This is a genomic window from Methanobrevibacter filiformis, assembly GCF_001639265.1.
Taxonomy (GTDB): Archaea; Methanobacteriota; Methanobacteria; order Methanobacteriales; family Methanobacteriaceae; genus Methanacia; species Methanacia filiformis.
The window spans coordinates 12,592-33,735 of sequence record NZ_LWMT01000295.1 but is presented as its reverse complement, the minus strand read 5'-3'; the positions used below and the strand labels follow the sequence as shown (position 1 = coordinate 33,735).

At 27.3% G+C, this 21,144-nt stretch carries 11 protein-coding genes; 6 read left to right on the top strand and 5 right to left on the bottom strand.

Annotation, left to right across the window (positions count from 1 at the left end; translation table 11 throughout):
* The first annotated feature begins 267 nt into the window (after positions 1-267).
* Positions 268-8,157 carry a DUF11 domain-containing protein gene (locus MBFIL_RS10030; protein ID WP_066974095.1) on the top strand — a complete coding sequence of 2,630 codons (7,890 nt, stop codon included), beginning with the start codon at positions 268-270 and terminating at the stop codon, positions 8,155-8,157.
* A gap of 636 nt (positions 8,158-8,793) precedes the next feature.
* Here MBFIL_RS10030 and MBFIL_RS10025 read toward each other — a convergent pair.
* Positions 8,794-9,384 (bottom strand): hypothetical protein, encoded by a 591-nt coding sequence (locus MBFIL_RS10025; protein WP_066974094.1) that lies wholly within the window; start codon positions 9,382-9,384, stop codon positions 8,794-8,796.
* Positions 9,385-9,798: 414 nt separating this feature from the next.
* On the opposite strand from MBFIL_RS10025, the gene mfnA reads away from it, so the two are divergent.
* Together mfnA and MBFIL_RS10015 are read left to right on the top strand one after the other, a co-directional pair.
* A complete protein-coding gene (gene mfnA / locus MBFIL_RS10020; protein ID WP_066974092.1) occupies positions 9,799-10,980 on the top strand; it encodes a tyrosine decarboxylase MfnA in 1,182 nt (393 codons plus the stop codon).
* A gap of 223 nt (positions 10,981-11,203) precedes the next feature.
* A complete protein-coding gene (locus MBFIL_RS10015) occupies positions 11,204-11,707 on the top strand; it encodes a fumarate hydratase C-terminal domain-containing protein (RefSeq protein WP_066974090.1) in 504 nt (167 codons plus the stop codon).
* A gap of 465 nt (positions 11,708-12,172) precedes the next feature.
* On the opposite strand, the gene MBFIL_RS10010 is transcribed toward MBFIL_RS10015, so the two are convergent.
* The 3 genes from MBFIL_RS10010 to cobZ are packed head-to-tail and all read right to left on the bottom strand — an operon-like array spanning position 12,173 to position 14,743.
* Positions 12,173-12,718: an RNA methyltransferase gene (locus MBFIL_RS10010; protein WP_066974088.1), complete on the bottom strand. Its 546-nt coding sequence runs from the start codon at positions 12,716-12,718 to the stop codon at positions 12,173-12,175.
* Between the two features lie 24 nt (positions 12,719-12,742).
* Positions 12,743-13,534: an adenosylcobinamide-GDP ribazoletransferase gene (gene cobS, locus MBFIL_RS10005; protein WP_066974086.1), complete on the bottom strand. Its 792-nt coding sequence runs from the start codon at positions 13,532-13,534 to the stop codon at positions 12,743-12,745.
* A 30-nt stretch (positions 13,535-13,564) separates the two neighbouring features.
* Entirely contained in the window at positions 13,565-14,743 is a 1,179-nt protein-coding gene (gene cobZ / locus MBFIL_RS11045) for an alpha-ribazole phosphatase CobZ (protein ID WP_245637492.1), read from the bottom strand.
* Between the two features lie 276 nt (positions 14,744-15,019).
* On the opposite strand from cobZ, the gene larC reads away from it, so the two are divergent.
* Complete coding sequence (gene larC, locus MBFIL_RS09995; RefSeq protein ID WP_066974084.1) at positions 15,020-16,579, top strand: nickel pincer cofactor biosynthesis protein LarC; 1,560 nt, start codon at positions 15,020-15,022, stop codon at positions 16,577-16,579.
* A gap of 15 nt (positions 16,580-16,594) precedes the next feature.
* Positions 16,595-17,281, top strand: coding sequence for a 7-cyano-7-deazaguanine synthase QueC (queC, locus tag MBFIL_RS09990; RefSeq protein ID WP_066974082.1), 687 nt, complete (start codon positions 16,595-16,597; stop codon positions 17,279-17,281).
* A gap of 79 nt (positions 17,282-17,360) precedes the next feature.
* Here the strand turns inward: queC and oadA are convergent, their stop codons facing one another.
* Positions 17,361-19,079 carry a sodium-extruding oxaloacetate decarboxylase subunit alpha gene (gene oadA / locus MBFIL_RS09985; RefSeq protein WP_066974081.1) on the bottom strand — a complete coding sequence of 573 codons (1,719 nt, stop codon included), beginning with the start codon at positions 19,077-19,079 and terminating at the stop codon, positions 17,361-17,363.
* 942 nt (positions 19,080-20,021) lie between these two features.
* Here oadA and MBFIL_RS09980 point away from each other — a divergent pair.
* Positions 20,022-20,759 carry a hypothetical protein gene (locus MBFIL_RS09980; protein WP_066974079.1) on the top strand — a complete coding sequence of 246 codons (738 nt, stop codon included), beginning with the start codon at positions 20,022-20,024 and terminating at the stop codon, positions 20,757-20,759.
* The last annotated feature ends 385 nt before the right edge of the window (positions 20,760-21,144 follow it).

Genomic DNA, 21,144 nt, shown 5'->3' with positions numbered 1-21,144 from the left:
TTAGATTTAAAAATTTTTTTTCACAGGAGGTTTTTAGACAATAATTAAACATGTAAATAGTATTTATTAACATGAATACTAAAACATTGAAAAATAAAATGACAAGAGGTAAAATTTTGACACAAACATTCTGCTCGTTCTGGAGGAGCTTTTTACAATGATGGCAACAATTCAAGTATAACTAATACTAATTTTGTTAATAATTCTGCTAATAGTACTTATGGTTATGGTGGTGCTATTTATAGTGCTGGTGATAATTTTACTATTTTGGGTAATGTTAGCTTTGTTAATAATTCTGCTAGGGGTAATTCTAGTGCTGCTTATGGTGGGGCTATTTATAGTTATGGTAGTAATCTTACTATTTTGGGTAATGTTAGCTTTGTGAATAATTCTGCTAATGGTACTACTTATGGTTTTGGTGGGGCTATTTATAGTTCTGGTAGTAATCTTACTATTTTGGGTAATGTTAGCTTTGTGAATAATTCTGCTAATGGTACTACTTATGGTTATGGTGGTGCTATTTCTAATTATGCTGCTAATTTTACTATTTTGGGTAATGTTAGTTTTGTTAATAATTCTGCTGATGGTACTACTTATGGTTATGGTGGTGCTATTTATAATTCTGCTACTAATTTTACTATTTTGGGTAATGTTAGTTTTGTTAATAATAAGGCTATTAGTCCTAATAATGGGCATGGCGGTGCTATTTATAATAATAATGGTCGATATTCTAATATAACTAATGCAACTTTTATTAATAACTTTGCAAGCAATAATGGTAGTGCTATTTATGATTATTATGATACTAATTCAACTATAAGTGAATCAAACTTTATTAACAATTCAGGATCTATTGGAGGAGCAATATATGTTATTCGGAGTAATAATGTTTCTATAGTCAGTTCTAACTTTGTAAATAATACTGCTACCTATGGTGGGGCAATAGCTACTAACAACACAAACCTTACACTGGAATATAATCGTATATATAACAATACTAATCAAGGTCAATTGTATCTTTTCAATTCAACTGTTAATGCAAGTTATAATTGGTGGGGTAATAATACAAATCCACTTACTTATTCTGTTAAAATTAATGGGACTGGAACAACAGTTAATTTAACAAATTATTTTGTGGTTAATATTACATTAATTGATGTAGATGTAGGAAATAGTCTTCTTATATTTAATTATACAATGAGTCTTAATACAACTAATGGATCTGATAATGCTCTTCCTGAGTTTAATGGAACAATAGATCGTAATGGTGGATTTGGAGAATTTATATTTTCTGCTAATTTATCTGCTAATTTATCAGTACCATTTAATCCATATATAAATACTACTGCAACAGCTAGAATAGATAATTTCACAAAAATATTCAACATAAATGCTTCTAAACTTCCGAATGTATATGTTAATGCAACAGGAGGATCAGATAGTAATAATGGGTCAAATTGGACTAGTGCCGTTAAATCAATAGAAAATGCATTAGAAATAGTACAAAATGGTGGAACAATACACATAGCAGGAAACAACTACAATAATACTAATGGAATAGGAAAAAACAATACTAATTTAACTATAAATAAGAACATAACTCTCCTTGGTCATACAGTACTAAGTGGAGAAATAATATTAGATGCACTTAATAATGGGAGAATATTCCTTATTAACGATGGTTTAAATGTTACATTAATCAATTTAACTTTTGCAAATGGTAACATCACTGGTACTACTAATAATGGTGGTGCTATTTACAGCAATGGTTCTAAAATCATAATAACGGGCTCTAAATTCATAAATAACACTGCTCAAAATGGTGGAGCAATTTACAGCAACAATGGAACTAATTTCATTATAAATGAAAATACTAGTTTTATTAATAATACTGCTAGGACTAATAATGGTGGTGCTATTTATAATAATAGAAGTAATTTTAGTGTGAGTAATTCTAGTTTTATTGGTAATAATGCTGCTCGTTATGGCGGTGCTATTTCTAATTATGATAATTTTAGTGTGAGTAATTCTAGTTTTATTGGTAATACTGCTAGTACTAATAGTGGTGCTATTTCTAATAATGGTAATTTTAGTGTGAGTAATTCTAGTTTTATTGGTAATACTGCTAGTAGTAGTGGTGGTGCTATTTCTAGTAATGGTAATTTTAGTGTGAGTAATTCTAGTTTTATTGGTAATACTGCTAGTAGTAGTGGTGGTGCTATTTCTAGTAATGGTAATTTTAGTGTGAGTAATTCTAGTTTTATTGGTAATAATGCTAGTAATTATGGTGGTGCTATTTGTAATTATGGTAATTTTAGTGTGAGTAATTCTAGTTTTATTGATAATAATGCTAGTTATGGTGGTGCTATTTATACATTAAATAACCAGACTTTTATTAATAATAATTCATTTGATGGTAATAATGGTGTTTTAGGAATTGGGTTCAATGATTCAAATATTAATTTAAATAGCTATCTAATAAGTAATAATATTATAATTAATAATGATATTGTTTTACTTGTTGATGGTTCTAGAAATAATATTTCTAATGGTTCAATAATTGGAAATAATAACAAAAGAGGAATATTTGTAAATGGACAAAATAATACTTTCTCTAACATTACAATAGCTAATTTAAAAGTTAGTTTGACTTTTAATTCTTCTAATCATAATAATGTTTTCACTAATGGAACATTAAGAGGAAGTGATGTAGGAGTAATAATGGATGGTTTCAATGATACTATAATAAGCACTACAATTGTGAATAATACAATAGTAGGTGTAAACATTACTGGGTCTAATAACACCTTAAATTACAATAGAATTTATCAAAATGCTTTAGATATGATAAACTCAGGAAATAATACTAATGCAAACTTTAATTGGTGGGGAAAAAATAATATCACTGGTCACTACACTAACTCTGGTTTGAATTTAAATATTAGCTATTGGTATGTATTACAACTTTCACTTAACTCCACATTTAATACAACTGTAAATGCAACAAGAAATTACACAAAAAACACTCAAGCAACCTTATCTTACAAATTAACATTGAATAATTTAACTACCAATATTACTAATACTCCAAGTTTATTACCTTACTTCACAGTAGAAGTATTACTTAGAAACAGTACTAATACTGTTAATAGTATTACTGGTGATATAAGAAACTTAGCATTCTCTCAAGTTCTAATGTTAACTAATAATAATCTTCAAGCATCAATCAATGCTCTAGCAGATGATGAGGACATTGTTCTTATTCTTGATAATGGAACTAATGTTAATCTCACTATTCATAAAGTTGCAAATGTAGGCAATGTTTCAAATAATGGTACTATTAACTTCACAATAACTATAACAAACATTGGAAATGATTTCGCATCTAATGTTACTTTCACTGATTTACTTAATAATAGTTTTAAACTTCTAAACACAACTGGAGGCTCATACAATAACACAACAGGTCTTTGGACTATTGGGGATATTGGACCTGGAGTAACTGTAACACTACACATGATTGTTCAGGCTATTAAATCAGGAACAATAAACAACACTGCAGGTAATCTAACAGCTATTGAAACACTTGTTAATCCAAATATAAACTCCACAGTAACAATCAATGTCACACCAGCAGTTAATTTAAACATTACTAAAGTATCTAATGTGACTGGTTTTAATACAGTTCATGTAGGGGATCATGTTAACTACACAATAACAGTTAAAAATAATGGTTTAGATAATGGAACAAATGTATGTGTATATGATATATTAGGTTCTAAATTAACCTACTTTAATCACACCTCTTCAAGAGGAACCTATGATAATAACACTGGTTTATGGAATATTGGGGCATTAAACGTTAATCAAACGGTTACACTTGAAATTGAAGTGATAATAGCTAGTCCTGGAACAATAGAAAACATTGCAAATGTAACAGCAAATGAAATAATCCTTAATGGAAGTAACACCAACACAAGCACAACAATCCATGTAGATCCTTTAAACAGTACTTTAACTATTAATCCTGTTACAAATACTAAGGTGAATAGCAATGTTAGTATTAATGGTACTTTATTAGATGAAAAAGGTGATCCTATAACTGGAGTTATTATTAATTTAACTGTTAATAATGTTTCTTATAGTGCTACTACGGGTGTAAGTGGTAATTGGAATATTGTCTATCATGTAGGTTCGGCTGGTGTTATTAATGTTGTTGCTGAGTTTGTTGGTAATGCTAATTACATTGCTTCTGCTAACGCAACTCATTTCAATGCTTTGGCTTTAAACAGTACTTTAGTTATTAATCCTGTTACAAATACTAAGGTGAATAGTAATGTTAGTATTAATGGAACTTTATTAGATGAGAATGGTGTTCCGATTAGTGGTGTTATTATTAATTTAACTGTTAATAATGTTTCTTATAGTGCTACTACGGGTGTAAGTGGTAATTGGAATATTATCTATCATGTAGGTTCGGCTGGTGTTATTAATGTTGTTGCTGAGTTCATAGGTAATGCTAATTTCACTACTTCTGCTAATGCAACTCATTTCAATGCTTTGGCTTTAAACAGTACTTTAATTATTCATCATATTGTGAATACTAAGGTGAATAGCAATGTTAGTATTAATGGAACTTTGTTAGATGAGAATGGTGTTCCGATTGGTGGTGTTACTGTTGTTGTGACTGTTAATGGTGTTAATTATAGTGCTACTACTAATGCAGCTGGTAATTGGAATATTATTCATCATGTGGTTTCGACTGGTGGTATTAATGTTGTTGCTGAGTTTGCTGGTAATGTTAATTACATTGCTTCTGCTAATACTAGTTATTTGGATGGTTTGGCTTTAAACAGTACTTTAGTTATTAATCCTATTGCAGATACTAAGGTGAATAGTAGTGTTAGTATTAATGGTAGTTTGTTAGATGAAAAGGATGCTCCAATCAGTGGTGTTACTGTTGTTGTGACTGTTAATGGTGTTAATTATAATGTTATTACTGATGCTAGTGGTAAGTGGGGTATTACTTATCTTGTTAATTCAAAAGAATTAGTCAATGTTGTTGCTGAGTTTGTTGGTAATAGTAATTACACTGCTGCTGCTAATACTACTTATTTCAATGGAGAAACTTTAAAAAGTACTTTAGTTATTAATCCTATCTTAGATACTAAGGTGAATAGTAGTGTTAATATTAATGGTAGTCTCTTTGATGAGAATGGTGTTCTGATTAGTGGTGTTACTGTTGTTGTGACTGTTAATGGTGTTAATTATAATGTTATTACTGATGCTAATGGTAAGTGGGGTATTATTTATCTTGTTAACTCAAATGGACTATTTAATGTTGTTGCTGAGTTCATTGGCAATATTAATCATACTGCTGCTGTAAATAGTACTAGTTTTAATGGAGTTTCTTTAAGTAGTAATTTGGTTATTAATCCTGTTCCTGATACTAAGGTGAATATTAGTGTTAGTATTAATGGTACTTTATTGGATGATGGTAATAAGGCTATTAGTAATGCACACCTTGTTGTGACTGTTAATGGTGTTAATTATAATGCTACTACTGATTCATATGGTAAGTGGAATATTACCTATATTGTTAAGTCATCTGGGAATATTAATGTTGTTGCTGAGTTTACTGGTAATACTAAGTATGCTGCTGCTGTAAATAGTACTAGTTTTAATGGAGTTTCTTTAAGTAGTAATTTGGTTATTAATCCTGTTCCTGATACTAAGGTGAATAGTAGTGTTAGTATTAATGGTACTTTATTAGATGATGGTAATAAGGCTATTAGTAATGTATGGGTTGTTGTGACTGTTGATGGTGTTAATTATAATGTTACTACGGGTGTAAGTGGTAAGTGGAATATTACTTATATTGTTAAGTCATCTGGGAGTATTAATGTTGTTGCTGAGTTTACTGGTAATACTAATTATGCTGCTGCTGTAAATAGCACTAATTTTAATGGAGTGTCTTTAAACAGTACATTAGTCATTAATCCTATTACAAGTGCTAAGATGAATAGTAGTGTTGGTATTAACGGTACATTGTTAGATGAGAGTAATAAGGCTATTAGTAATGTATGGGTTGTTGTAACTGTTAATGGTGTTAATTATAATGCTACTACGGGTGTAAGTGGTAAGTGGAATATTAATTATGCTGTTAATTCAACTGGTCTCATTAATGTTGTTGCTGTCTTTGATGGCAATGATAAGTATGTTAGTGCTACTAACAGCACTACTTTTATTGTGCATAACAATGTTAATATAAGTATTATTAAAATAGCTAGCATTAACGGAATTAATAATAGTGCTAAGGCTCATATTGGAGATACTGTAATTTATACCATTAATGTGGTGAATAATGGTGCTACTGATGCCACTGATGCCACTGATGCCACTGGAGTTCTTGTAACTGAAATAATTGATAATACTAAGTTGAAATTTAATAAAGCATCTGTAACACAAGGTTCTTATAATAATACTAATGGGTTATGGAGTATTGGTAAGCTTACAGCTGGTAAAACCGCAACACTCACAATCAATGTTACTATAATAGCTATAGGTAACATCAGTAATTCTGCTAATGTTTCAGTGAGTGAGAATAATATCAACAGTAACAATAAAACTACAGTCAATATAAGTGTTAATGATGTTAATATTAGTATGATTATGGTTTCTAATGTCACTGAGGAAAATAATCCTCATTATGGTGATGTAGTGACCTATAAAATCATAATTACTAATAATGGCATAACTGATGGTCATGGTGTTAATATCACTGATATATTAGGAGGTAAATTAAAATTTATCAACTACTCTACTACTGATGGAAGTATTTATGATAAAAATACTGGTCTCTGGTTTATTGGCACTTTAAAAGCAGGAAATAATGTAACACTAACAATTACTGCTAAAATTAATGATATAGGTGAAATAGAAAATATTGCTAAAATTAATACAAATGAATCAAATATTAATAATAAAACAAATGATGGTATCAAATTCACAGTTAATGATGTAAACTTAACCATAGTTAAAACTAGTAATATCACAGGAAACCCACTAGTTGAAGATTACATTACATACACAATTAAAATAACTAACCATGGTCTAACTACAGCTTCCAATTTCAATGTATTGGAAAAACTAAACTCTAAATTACAATTCATTAGCTATTCATCTAACATGGGAACCTATGATCATATATCAGGCTCATGGAACATATCCACTTTAAGTAGTGGAAAAACAGCTACACTAACAATTAATGCAAAAATAATTGATGTAGGAACCATAGAAAATACTGCTACAATTAACACTAATAATAATAATAATAATAATATTGGAAATAATAATAGTTCAACAAATATTATTTCAGAAGCAATTCCAAGCCAAATTAATACATTAAATGTAATAGCGACTGTTGATAATTCTTTTAAACTTGAATCCACTTTAAAAGACAATAAGGGTAGACCTATTGCAGATAAAGAGGTTAAATTCTATGTTAATGGAAAACTCATTGGAACAGCTAAGACTGATGTAAAAGGTGTAGCTTACTTCAGATACACTCCAACAAAAACAGGTACACTAACTTACACCTCATCATTCACTGATCCTACAGGTATTTACACTGATTCAACATCATCAAAATCCATTATAACTGTAACTAAAGATGAAATCACTTTAACTACTATTTTACCAACTGGATATCTTGGAGATAAAAAAACAATAAACATCAAAGCTACCAATAGCGAAGGTAAATCACTTCCAAACAAAAGATTCACAGTCTACATAAACGGTAAAAAAATAGGTAATTACAAAACTAATAGTAAAGGAGAATTTACTATAAAAACCACACTTAAATATTCCAATAAACTACAAATCAAGTTCGCTGGAGACAGTAAATACAATAAATTGTCTAAAACCTACACATACACTGCTAAATCTAAAAAAGGAAAAACAATCACCACTATCTATTATGCTAAAACTATCTATGACAAAGCCACAACATTAAAAGCTAAATTAACTAATCTCAAAGGAAAAGCATTAGCTGATAAATACATTAAATTCTATGTTGCAGGAAAATATGTTGGAAAAGCTAAAACAAATAAAAAAGGAATAGCTATCTTAAAATACACTCCTAAAAAGAAAAAATAAAATCATATTTTAAACCAATTTATTTCATTTTTAATTTTTTTGATTGTCCTAAAATTCTTAATAGTTTTTAATATAATAAAAATTAAATCTTTAAAAATTCTTATTTTAATTAAATACATGTTAATATTAATTAAAATAGATTTTTATCAAATCTTAATATTTGATTTTATAATATAAATGCTTACAAATACATAAATTAACTTATTTGAGTAATTTAAAAATTTGCATTTTCAAATTGTTTCACAGTCAATATTTATATTAGATTTAAATAGGGGATGTCCCATAATTCTATAAGTCGTTGAAAATCTATTTAATTAATTTTTAAGCATTTTAACTAAATATATACTAAAACAAAGTTATTTTAATCATTTTTAAATATAATATGTTTTCATGATATTTAGAATTTTTGTCACTTTCTATGTAGAATTTATAAAAATATATTGATAAACTGGATTAGAATAGCTAAAATTCAATTTATATAACTAATTAAATATCTATATAATTAATTTATCCGCAAGATAAGGCTCTTAAAATACTTATTTAAGAAAATAAGTCTTAACTAATTATCTATTGAATTATGGGACATCCCCAGTTAAATACGAAAAATTTGAAGATAATTTTTATTATTATTTTATTTTAAAAAAATTTTTTTCCATTATAATAGATTGGTTTATAATTAGTATTACCTTTCTTATCCTCTAAATGTATCTTCCATAAAGAGACTTTAGGACTCCATACTACTTTATATGGTGTATATTTTGTAGAACTAGAATTTTTATATAAATAATCATAAACTCCCACAAAAACATCTACCTTATCTTTTCCAAGATGTTTAGGAAGCTTTGCATAATAAACAACAGCATTAATTGCTTTATATTTTGATTTAATTTTTAAATCAACAGTTGTATAATCAGTGAAACCACCAGAAGGAGTTATTTTTGCCTCTAAAGTGTTATAATAAACTTTTTTAGTTTTCCTATTCATTTTCTTTATTTTAGCTTTTTTGATTATAATATGATTACCACTCATTATTTCTCCATTAAAAACACTAATTTCATTACCTCGATAATAGGTGTTAATTTCACTATTATAAACTATTTTACTAGTATACATATCTTCTTTAAACTTTACTGTTATTTTATAAACTTTAGTTGCTTCAACACAACTAATACTAGTAGCAAAAACTAATGTTAGTATTGTTATTATTAATATAATTTTTTTAAGCATAATATCTCCTATAATTATATACTTATCAAATTTTTGATCATACTTTCAATAAATTACTTAAACAATGTTTATCATTAAGAAAGATGAACCATTATACAAAAGAATTAATCATTAAAAAGATTTATCCAATTTACATTATATAAATCTTTCTTATTGATTTTTGAATGATTTATATAATTGGTAGACACAATTATTTAACTTAATCTATGTATTACAATTTCTATTTTTATTAATAAAAATATTTAAATATCATCTTTAAGTTACATAAGATTGTATTGTTAATTAACTCATAATTTGTAATCTATTATTCATAAAATAATTAAGATTATTTATTTAAAACTTATTATTTATTCAATTAAATCTTATTCTTTAATCATGTATATTTATATTTAATAACCTTAGTTAGGTAATATTATGAACCAAAAACCTATGGACGAAGATGAAATTTTTAAAAAGCTAAAAGAATTTAAGTATATGGATATGGATTATTCATCTGGGAGAATATTAGGATCTATGTGTACTGCGGTTCATCCAATAGCTAAAGAAGTATATTCTGATTTTCTAGAATCTAATCTAGGAGATCCTGGATTGTTTAAAGGGACAAAAGCTATTGAAGATGAAGTTATAAAAGAAATAGGTTCATTTTTATCTTTAGATGTTCCTTATGGTAATGTTGTAACTGGAGGAACTGAAGCAAACTTAATGGCATTACATTCTGCTTATAAAATAGCTATTTCTAAGGGTAAAATAGCTAAAACTGATATTCCTGAAGTTATTGTTCCAAAATCAGCTCATTTTTCATTTAAAAAAGCATCTGAGATTATGAGGTTTAAATTAATTGAAGCAAATTTAGATAAAAATTATAAAGTCGATATTGAGGATGTTAAATCTAATTTAAGTTCAAACACAATAGCTATTGTAGGAGTCGCAGGAACAACTGAACTTGGAATGATTGATCCTATTGAAGAATTATCTGAAATAGCTATTAAAAATGACATTTATTTACATGTTGATGCTGCTTTTGGAGGTTTTTTAATTCCTTTTTTAAAGGATTTACGTTATGAATTACCTAACTTTGATTTTTCAATTCCTGGAGTTTCTTCAATCACAATTGATCCTCATAAAATGGGTATTGCTCCAATTCCTTCTGGATGTATAATTTATCGTGAAAAAAAGTATTTAGATGTAATAGCTGTTGATTCACCTTATCTTACAAGTAAAAAACAATCAACTATTGTTGGAACTCGTCTTGGAGCACCATCGGCTGCTACATGGGCTATGATGAATCATATTGGTCGTGATGGTTATGGTGAACTTGCTAATGAATGTATGATTAACACAAATTACTTTGCTGATGCTTTATTTAAAGAAGGTTTTAATGTTATTGTAAAACCTGAGTTAAACATTGTTGCTTTTAATCATCCTAAAATAGAAACTGAAAAATTAGAAATTCTTCTTAAAAATAATGGATGGATGGTTTCAACTGCATCTTATCCAAAAGCTATTAGAATTGTTGTAATGGGTCACATACGCCATACACATTTAATGGATTTAATATCAGACTTACGTAAAATTAGAGAAAGTCTTTATATTTAAGTATACTGATTTCGAAAATTAAGTACACTAATTAAGTACACTGATTTCGAAAAAATAAAAAATTTTTTCAAAATCTCCTTTTTAATTCACTGATTTCGAAAAAATAAAAAATTTTTTCAAAATCTCCTTTTTAATTCACTGATTTCGAAAAAATAAAAAATTTTTTCAAAATCTCCTTTTAAGTACTTAAATGATCAATGCATATAATTAAACATTTTATACAATGAAGAAATTAAAAACGCCAACTACAGATGCTAAAATTAAAGAATTAGATGTAGGAGACAAGTTACTTCTATCCGGAACTATTTTTACAGGTCGTGATGCTGTTCTCCCAAAATTAGTTAGTTTAATTGAAAATCAAACAAATTCTCTACCTTTTTCATTAAATGGCATAGCTATTATGCACACAGCAGTAAGTGATGCTGGAATAGCTCCAACAACCAGTAATAAGGAAGAAATAGAATCTACAATTCCAATATTATCAAAAGAAGGAGTTAAAATCCATATTGGGAAAGGAAAGCTATCTAAATCTTCAGTTGAATCACTTAAAATAGCTAATTCTATTTTTGTTGTTACTCCTCCAGTTGCTGCTCTTTTATCAAGTAGCATAAAATCAAAAAAAGTAGTTGCATTTAAAGAAGAAGGTATGGAGGCTATTTTCAAGTTAGAAGTTGAAAACATTCCAGGGATTGTAGCTATTTCTAAGGGGAAATCTATTTTTGAATGATTTATAATCAAATAGCTATATTTTTAGTGTAAAATAAATAGTAATTATAAAATAAGCAAAATAAAAATGATTCACTAACCCTTTCTGTTCATAATGTAAATCATGAATAACTCATAATTTAAGTGTTTATATCTAATTATTAAACAATATATCTCTTTTCAGGCTATTTAATCTTTTTTGGGGGTGAATATGTATGATTAGGATAACATTTTATGTTTTGTAAGATAATATATTTTTAAGGGGTTAGTGTAATCACAATTTATATATTCAATACTAAGTTTTATATATATTTTACTATTCTAATTATTCTAATTTCTTAAAAATGTAAGGATGTTACAATTTGTAACCAACTGAAATTAAAATCCTTGGATGGAAAATTTTATAACTCAAAGTTGTTAGATGAAAAATAGTTTAGATGAATGGATTAAAAAAGACCTCGTTATTTCAGTAAATTTTTTATCAACCCTAATTTTTCTTATTTTCATTGTTAATATTAACAGTTTTCCCATGTGCTAATGGAACAACTTCTAAAACAGGATTTTCAAATTTTAAATCAAATTCACTTCCATCCATTAACATATGCTGAAATACTCCAAGTGATGATACTTCAGAGTGAGGTTGAGATGTAATTGAAACATTCCAAGTTGCATTTTTATAAACCTCAATTTGGACTTTTGATCCTCCAACTACAATTAGTTTATCCTTATTAGAGGCTTTAATTTCATCTATTACTTTTGGAACTTGTGAACCATACATTGTAAGGTGAATTACTTCTCCTCCCTCATTTTTCCATTGGTCAATGAGATTCATTGGGTTTTTTTTGTATTCTATTTCAAAAGAACCTCCCCATCTATTGGATGTGTCTTGGACATTTTCTATTAATTTATTATCTTTATCTCCACTAAGATAAACTTTGGAAGCTCCAAATGCTCGAGCTGTTAGGCAAACATGGGTTGTAATTCTCGTATCTCTTACAAAACGATGATCTAGTCGTAAAACATTAATTTTCATATAATCACATAGTATAATTTTAATTTAAATTAAATTAATAGCTATTATCATTAATACAAATGAAATCATTCTTCCTATTTCATTAGAGGCTCCAAGCACATCCCCTGTAGCTATTTTAAATTGTTTTTTACTAATGTATGCAACTATTCCTCCTCCGAGCATTCCTCCAAGAATTCCAAAGACTCCAGCATAGCTTAAAATTAAGTAGGATATAATTGCAGTTATTAAAATAGCTATTAAATATTTAAAAACACTCATATTTTCAATAAAGAATTTTCCTGTTCCATCAACTCCAGGTTTAGAACTTAATGCACAGGTTATAAGACCAATTTTTCCTGAGATTTCTCCTATTAAAATAGCTCCAAATAATTTAAGTGTTAATATTGAGTCAATAGCTCCAATACTAATGAATCCAACAATAATAAGTAATGCTACTGCACCAGTTCCAATCATAGGATCTCTCATAATAGCTATTTTTCTTTCAGGGCTTCCATGTGCCATTACAGCATCTCCGAAATCCATTAGACCATCTAAATGATGAAATCCATTAAATAATAAATAAAAACTGTAAATTAGAATTGCAGAAAGCAGTGGAGATAGTTTTAAGATTTCTATTGTAAAATAGCTAATTATTAAACCTATTATTCCAACCCCACCACTTATAAATGGCCAAAACCATGTGAATTTAGCCATGTCTTCTATTCTTGTGTGAAAATTAAGTGGTAATATTGTTGAAAAGGTTATAAGTCCTGTTATTGAACTTAAAATTGATGATTTCTCTTTAAAATAATCATCCTTTTTTTTATCTTTTTCCATTTAAATTCCACCTTTATTTTTTTTAATATTTTATTTTGGTTCAAATATCTTAGACATGGATCCAGCTACTAAACCTGCGAATATATCATCTACCATTGGTCCAAGTTCTGATAGAATTCCTGGTTTTAGTTCATCGTACCTTTTAAAGTTAAATGTTGCTTTTGTTCCAGCTATTTGATTTGCAATAGCTATTCCAAGAACTTCATCTGTGTACAAATAGGCAGGATCATCTTCTATATTAACTTCTCTTATTCTCTTGTTTTGGAAGTCTTCTTCGCATCTAATGGCTGACATCAGTAATGCAATAACATTAATATCTTCTAGGGATCTTAATAATTGTTTTTTAAGTTTGTCTCTTATTTCTTGTGTTTCTTCAACCCCTACACATAGTTCCATTCCAGCGTCTACTAATTCATCTAAGCTTATTCCTTCTGCAAAGATATAATCAAGTATTCCAAAGTTAATATCATAATTTTCTAAAAAATTTTTACAACTTAAAACCATAGTTGTTGCAATTTCTTTCTGAATATTCTCGATTTTTGTCTTACCTTTTTCTGGAAGAAGTGATTTATTTAAAAGGTGGTTTATGTTATTGGTGTCACTTCCAATGAGACTTTTTGCTATAGGGCAAGCTATTATTAAAAACTCATTATTATTAATTGTTTCATCTATATGCTCTGGTAACTTCTTGTATTTAAAGTATGTGATTTTAGATTCAATAGCTATTTTATGAAATTTAATAAGTTCTTCAATGGATAATGTTTCATTTATAATTATAATTTGCCCTAAATCTATTTTACTACTATTTAATCCATTTGTATTATTTGAAACCTTTAATTTTTTAGTTATATTCACATTTTGGTTTGTTGTATCTGGAAAATTAATTATACTTAAGTTTTCTGAGTGTTCCACGAAATAATCTGATGTTTTAAAGATATCTGCAATATATGTTCCGTTTATCCTTTTGTTTTTCTCACATAACTTATTAATCTCATTTTTGTAGCTATTCAAATCCATTTTATCAAGTTCGTTTTGCTCGTCTGAGAAAATAACTATATTTTTTACAAGATCAATTCCATTTGAGATACTTAAATCACTCATTGTAAAGAAATACCCAGGATTGGTTATATAAAATACTTTTGAATCCCCATAATATTGGATATTGTTAAAAAGTTCATTGTCTTCATTTTTTCCTTTATATATGTTCAATTTAATCCCTCTTTACAATCCAATTATTAAATCTTCAATTTTTCATTTAAGTTTGTTTTTTCATTTAAGTTGAGATATTATTTATTACTTTTAAGATATTTAAATAACTTCTATTAGTAATTAATAATTATATAAATATCTTAATTAATACTTATAAATATCAAAATTCATATAGTTTAATATAATTTCATATAATTTTATTAACTTTTTTAATATTAATTTTTAATAGTAACATTTTTAATATTAATAATATCATTGATTATTGGAGTAAAAATAATGGTTCTTATTATTGATCCTCAAAATTCAGGAATAGCTGGAAATATGCTTGTAGGAGCGTTTATTGACTTAGGAGCTAATGCAAAAGATGTTATAAATTTCATGAAATACGTTACAAAGGAGTTTAATGATATAGAAGTTACATCATCTAATGTAAATAAAAAAGGGTTAAATTCCACATATCTTGAGGTTTTAGTAAATTCCAATAATAATGGGAATAATATTAATAATAATATTAATAGTAATACTAATAACAACAATATTAATAATATTGATAGTAATACTGATAATAACAACAATATTAATATTAATAGTACTAATTATATTGATAGTAATACTAATAATAATATTAATAGTAATAATAACAATAATAATATTTCATGTACAATTTCATCTCCAATAACTTACAATGAATTAATAGCTAAAATAGATGAAATTAAAGAGTCTATTTGTGATAATAACTATTTTAAATTGAATTTTGATATTTTTAAAGTTGCAAAGAATGTTTTTAAACGAATAGCTATTGGTGAAAGTAAAGTTCATGGTAAAAGTCTTGATGAAGTTCATTTTCATGAAGTTGGTGAAGCTGATGCGGTTGCTGATGTTTTTGGATCATTATTTGCTTTTTATTCGCTTGGATTAAGTAAAGAGACAGTGGTTGGACTTCCAATTGCATTAGGTGGTGGAGTAATTAAAAGTGTTCATGGGCAAATTCCAATTCCTGCTCCAGCAACTTTAGAGATTTTAAAAGGAGCTAATTGTTTTGGAGGACCAGTTGATAGTGAACTCGCAACACCAACAGGATCTGCATTGTATATGGAATTATGTGATGAATTTAGCCAATTTCAGCCAATGATTAAACCAAAAAAAATTGCCTATGGTGCAGGTAAAAAAGATTTTAATCATCCTAATGTTTTGAGATTGATACAAGCTGATTCTTTAATCGATACTCAAAAAATTGATGTAATTGAAACAAATGTTGATCATATCAGTGGAGAAACCTTAGGTTTTATATACAATAAATTATTTGAAGCTGGAGCAAGAGATGTAACAATAACTCCAACAATAATGAAAAAAAACCGACCAGCTCACATAGTCAAAGTAATATCTAAAAAAAATAGCACTGAATCCATATTAAATGTCTTATTTAAAGAACTTGGAACTCTTGGAATAAGAATTTCTCAAGAAACTCATAGAGGAATAACTAGTCGAAAATTTGAAACTATTAGAATAAACTTTAATAGCTATTTAAATAATATTAATACTAACACTAGCATTATTACTAATAATAATACTAATAATAGCAATATTAATACTAATAATACTAGTAATAATACTAACACTAGCATTAATACTAATAATACTAGTAATAATACTAATAATAATATTAATATTTATTATGTAAAATTTAAAATAGCTTATTTAAATAATGAATTAATTTCAGCTAGAGCTGAATTTGAAGATATTAAAAAAATAGCTATTGAGTTGGATATTCCATTAAAAGAAGTAAATAAAATAGTGGATTTAGAATTTAAAAAATTAATGGACTTAAAGAAGTAATAGGAGTTTTATTAAATGGAAAAAAATAAAAAAGCGATAGCTGTTTTATCTGGAGGATTAGATTCTGTTGTTGCAAGTTCTGTTTATGTTAAAGATTATGATATTCATGCTATAACTTTTGATTATGGTCAAAAAAGTGTAAAATATGAAATTAAGGCATCTAAAAGAGTTTGTGAAACATTAGGTTTTAAACATACAATAATTGATTTGCCTTGGCTATCTAAGCTTGGAAACTCTGCATTAACTTGTGAAGAGGAACTTCCATTAATAGACCCAGATGACCTTGATAATAAAAGTGTATGTGATAATTCTGCTTCTAAAGTATGGGTTCCAGGTCGTAATATCGTTTTTACAGCAATAGCTACTTCTTTTGCTGAAGATGAAGGGGCTAGTATTATTATTGTAGGTTGGGATAAAGAAGAAGCTGCAACATTCCCAGATAATTCAAAAGAATTTTTAGAAAGCTTTAATCAAGTTTTAGATATTGGATCAACTGTAAATGTTGAAATTAAAGCACCAGCTATTGATTTAGATAAAAAAGAAATAGTAAAATTAGGGTACACAGTTAATGCTCCAATGGAACTTAGTTATTCATGTTATAGGGGTAATAAACAACATTGTGGAATATGTGAATCATGTTTAAGAAGAAAAAGAGCATTTAAAACAGCTGGAATTAATGATCCAACTGACTATTTAGAATAAAGTATATATAATAAGATTTTGCAAAATTTTTTATTTTGCGAAATCAGTGTTTTTATTATCAGTGTTTTTATTATCAGTCTTATTTTATGACCATTAACATATCTCCTACTTTTATTGTGTCTCCTTCATTTATGAAGATTTCTTCTACTGTGCCGTCTGTTTCTGTGATTATGTCATTTTCCATTTTCATAGCTTCTACTATTGCTATAGTTTCTCCAGCTTTTACAGTATCTCCACTATTTACTTTGATTTTTACAACTACTCCTTGGATTGTGGAGTGTACTCCGCCATCTATGTTAGCTAGTTGTTCGTTTTGCCCTGCTTCTCCAGTGTTCATGTAGCCTGTTGGCATTATTTTAACATCAAAGATGTCTCCGTCTACTTCAACGCTGTATTCTGTCGGAATTCCTATTTCTCCTTCTTCAATAGCTATTTTCTTAGAGGATTTTAGTTCTTCTTCTTTAGCTTCTCCTCTGAGGAATGTTCCTCCAACTGCAGGGTATAAAGCTAAGGTTAGGATGTCTTCTTCTTTTTTAATTATTCCTTCTTCTTCACCCATTTGTCTGTATTTATCAAATTCTGGTTTTAAAGTATCAGCTGGTCTGTAATTAATTGGTTTTTCATTTCCAATGATTTTTTTAGATATTCTTGGATTAACTGGTGCAGGTGGTGTTCCATAGTATCCTCTCATATAATCTTTAACTTCATTTGAGACTATTTTGTATCTTTCACCGTTTAATACATTCATTACTGCTTGAATACCAACAATTTGGCTTGTTGGAGTTACAAGAGGAGGATATCCCATGTCTTTTCTAACTCTTGGCATTTCATCAAGTACGTCTTGATATCTGTCAAGTGCATTTTGCTCTTTTAATTGTGAAACAAGGTTTGAGAGCATTCCGCCAGGAATTTGGTATACAAGTACATCAGTATCGATTTTTTCAGCTATTGGATCTAATAAGCTTATGTATTTTTCTCTTATTCCATCAAAGTATTTTTTAATTTTGTTTAATCTTTTTAAATCAAGTCCTGTATCATATTCACTTTCTGTTAGTGCTGCTACAATACTTTCTGTTGGTGGTTGGGATGTTCCCCATGATAATGGTGATATTGCGGTGTCTAATATGTCTACTCCTGCTTGACATGCTGCATAATAGCTAATTGGTGTCATTCCACTTGTACAATGGCAGTGAAGATTAATTAAAAGGTCAGTTTCTTCTTTTAATCGAGTGACTAATTTATGTATATCTACAGGACTTATGAGTCCTGCCATATCTTTAATAGCTATTGAATCACATTCAAGTGCTTCTAATTCTTTAGCTAAATCTATGAAGTTATCAAGTGTATGAACTGGACTTGTTGTATAACTGAGTGTACCTTGAACATGAGCTCCTTGTTTTTTAGCTGTTTTTATACACATTTCCATATTTCTAACGTCATTCAAGGCATCAAAAACTCGGAAAACATCCACGCCATTGGTATAGGATTTTTCAATGAATTTTTGAACAATATCGTCAGGGTAATGTTTATATCCTACAAGATTTTGCCCTCTAACTAGCATTTGTATAGGCGTAGTCTTTATTTTCTCTTTTAATCTTTTAAGTCTTTCCCAAGGGTCTTCATTAAGATATCTGATACATGTATCAAATGTAGCACCTCCCCACGCTTCTATTGAGAAATATCCTACTTTATCTAATTCTTCAGCTATTGGAATCATGTCTCGAGTTCTCATTCTTGTAGCTAAAAGAGATTGATGTGCATCTCTTAATGCAGTTTCAGTAATTTTAGTACTTTTCATATTATTGCCCCATATTATTTATTAAGTATTAAAATAAGTGTTAATTACTTTTATTTAAAATTATTTGAATGTAACTATTTAAATTAAATAAACATCGAGATAATATTTATAATTTATATAATTTTAAAAGAATCATGTTTGATATTAAAGGTTTACAAGTTTCTTTTAAAGTAATTTAAGTTATATTGTGAGTGTATAAAGTTTAGTATGATAACTTTTTTTCTTATATTATTTATTAGTATACCTATTATTTAATAGTTAACTATAATTTTTAATTATAGTATGATCTGATATTTTAGGTTATTATGACTTAATTTAATTATTCTAGATTCATATTTATGGATGCAATTATGCTAATCAATAAGTTATGCTAATTAATAAAAATATATTATAAAAATTATATTATAATTTTAATTATTAATGTATGTTATGAATTAAATAGATATTTCCTTTTTTCCTCTGATTGTATCAATTCTATTGTTTTTTTCATTAATTAATCAGAACACTTCTTTATTTTAGTTTATTTTAGTTTATTTTAGTAATTATTTTGAAGTTTTTTTGAAAAATCACATACGCTATTTATTTTATATTTTATTGATTATTAGTAATCAATAGAAACATATATATATTACATATTACATAATTATAATAGTATTAAAAAAATAACTTTGAGTGTATATTTAGGGCGATTATTATAAAATTATTTAATTACATGGAATGTTACTAATTAATTGAAGTTTCTATGTTATTATTAATGAGAAATTATTCTATTATCAACTATTAATGATCTATTATTAAATATTGTTAATATCTATGTGGATAAGGGACATATTATTGATTTAATAATCTTTGGTAGTTTCAGAAAACATTATTGTAATTTCTGATTAATAAGTAAGAGCGCTCTTATTGATCTTATATGTCTTTTTATATGGGGGTGAAAATATGATGAGTAAAAAGGATGATAAAAAGAAGAACTCTAAATCAGTATCATCTTCAAATAGTGATAAGCTTTCTAAATTCGGTGTATGGACTGTTAGAGCTTCTTTAATTATTTGCATGATATTTATTATATCATCAACTAGTGCTGCTGATTTAGTTATTGGTTTAGATGATTTTGATACAAATTCTAGCTTAAGTTCAAATGTGAAAAATATTTCTGGAAATAATTCTAATATTAATACTTCAATTAAAATTAATGATAGTAATTCTAAAAATAATTCAGTCAATGATTCTAACAAAAACTCTAGTAACAAATCTGATACTAAATCTAAAGATGATTCTAATGTAAAATCTACTTCGAATGATTTGGATGATTCTAATAACAAAGCCAATGTATATGGTGGAGGTTATGAAATAGTTTCATACAATTCAGATAATGTTGTAGATACACCAAGTAAAACTTCTGTTGCAGGTGTACAACGTGATTATAATTCTTCTAATTTATCTAATTCTGATGAATTAGCTTCTGACGAATCATCAGACTATTATAATATTACTGCGGTCTATGGTGGAGATTCTAACAATAGCGCTTCATCAGATTCTTCTGTGTTAGAAGTAGTTAAGAATAGTAATCATACTAATGGTATATCAAAAGATGTTAATATGAAATCTACTGGTGTTCAATTAATAGGTATTGTAATCAGCTTATTTTTAATAGCTTTAACATATCGTAAAAAATAGCATTAAATATATTTAATGCTTTATTTTATTTTATATCATAGTTAAAAACAAAGAATAAAGTAAAAATAAAGAATAAAAATAAATAAAAATAAATAAAAATAAATAACAATAAATAACAATAAATAACAATAAATTAAAAGAATAATAATTAAGGAATAATAATTAAGGAATAATAATTAAAGAATAATATCAAAGAACAAAATTAAAAAGTTAAAAATAAAGAACAAAAATATTAATATTAATATTTAATGAATTAATAATAATTAAATCTATTTTTTTAATAAAACGAGTCTTGGTCAAAAGTCATTATTTATAGAAAATTTTCTTCATTAATTAAATAAAAGATTTTAATAGACTTTAAGCTTATGTTTTATGCTTTTGACCA

Excerpts from the sequence above, each read along its gene's own strand:
- MBFIL_RS10015 (WP_066974090.1), top strand. The coding sequence starts at position 11,204 with ATGAAGAAATTAAAAACGCCAACTACAGATGCTAAAATTAAAGAATTA.
- queC (WP_066974082.1), top strand. The coding sequence starts at position 16,595 with ATGGAAAAAAATAAAAAAGCGATAGCTGTTTTATCTGGAGGATTAGAT.
- larC (WP_066974084.1), top strand. The coding sequence starts at position 15,020 with ATGGTTCTTATTATTGATCCTCAAAATTCAGGAATAGCTGGAAATATG.
- MBFIL_RS09980 (WP_066974079.1), top strand. The coding sequence starts at position 20,022 with ATGATGAGTAAAAAGGATGATAAAAAGAAGAACTCTAAATCAGTATCA.
- MBFIL_RS10010 (WP_066974088.1), bottom strand. The coding sequence starts at position 12,718 with ATGAAAATTAATGTTTTACGACTAGATCATCGTTTTGTAAGAGATACG.
- cobS (WP_066974086.1), bottom strand. The coding sequence starts at position 13,534 with ATGGAAAAAGATAAAAAAAAGGATGATTATTTTAAAGAGAAATCATCA.
- MBFIL_RS10025 (WP_066974094.1), bottom strand. The coding sequence starts at position 9,384 with ATGCTTAAAAAAATTATATTAATAATAACAATACTAACATTAGTTTTT.
- mfnA (WP_066974092.1), top strand. The coding sequence starts at position 9,799 with ATGAACCAAAAACCTATGGACGAAGATGAAATTTTTAAAAAGCTAAAA.
- oadA (WP_066974081.1), bottom strand. The coding sequence starts at position 19,079 with ATGAAAAGTACTAAAATTACTGAAACTGCATTAAGAGATGCACATCAA.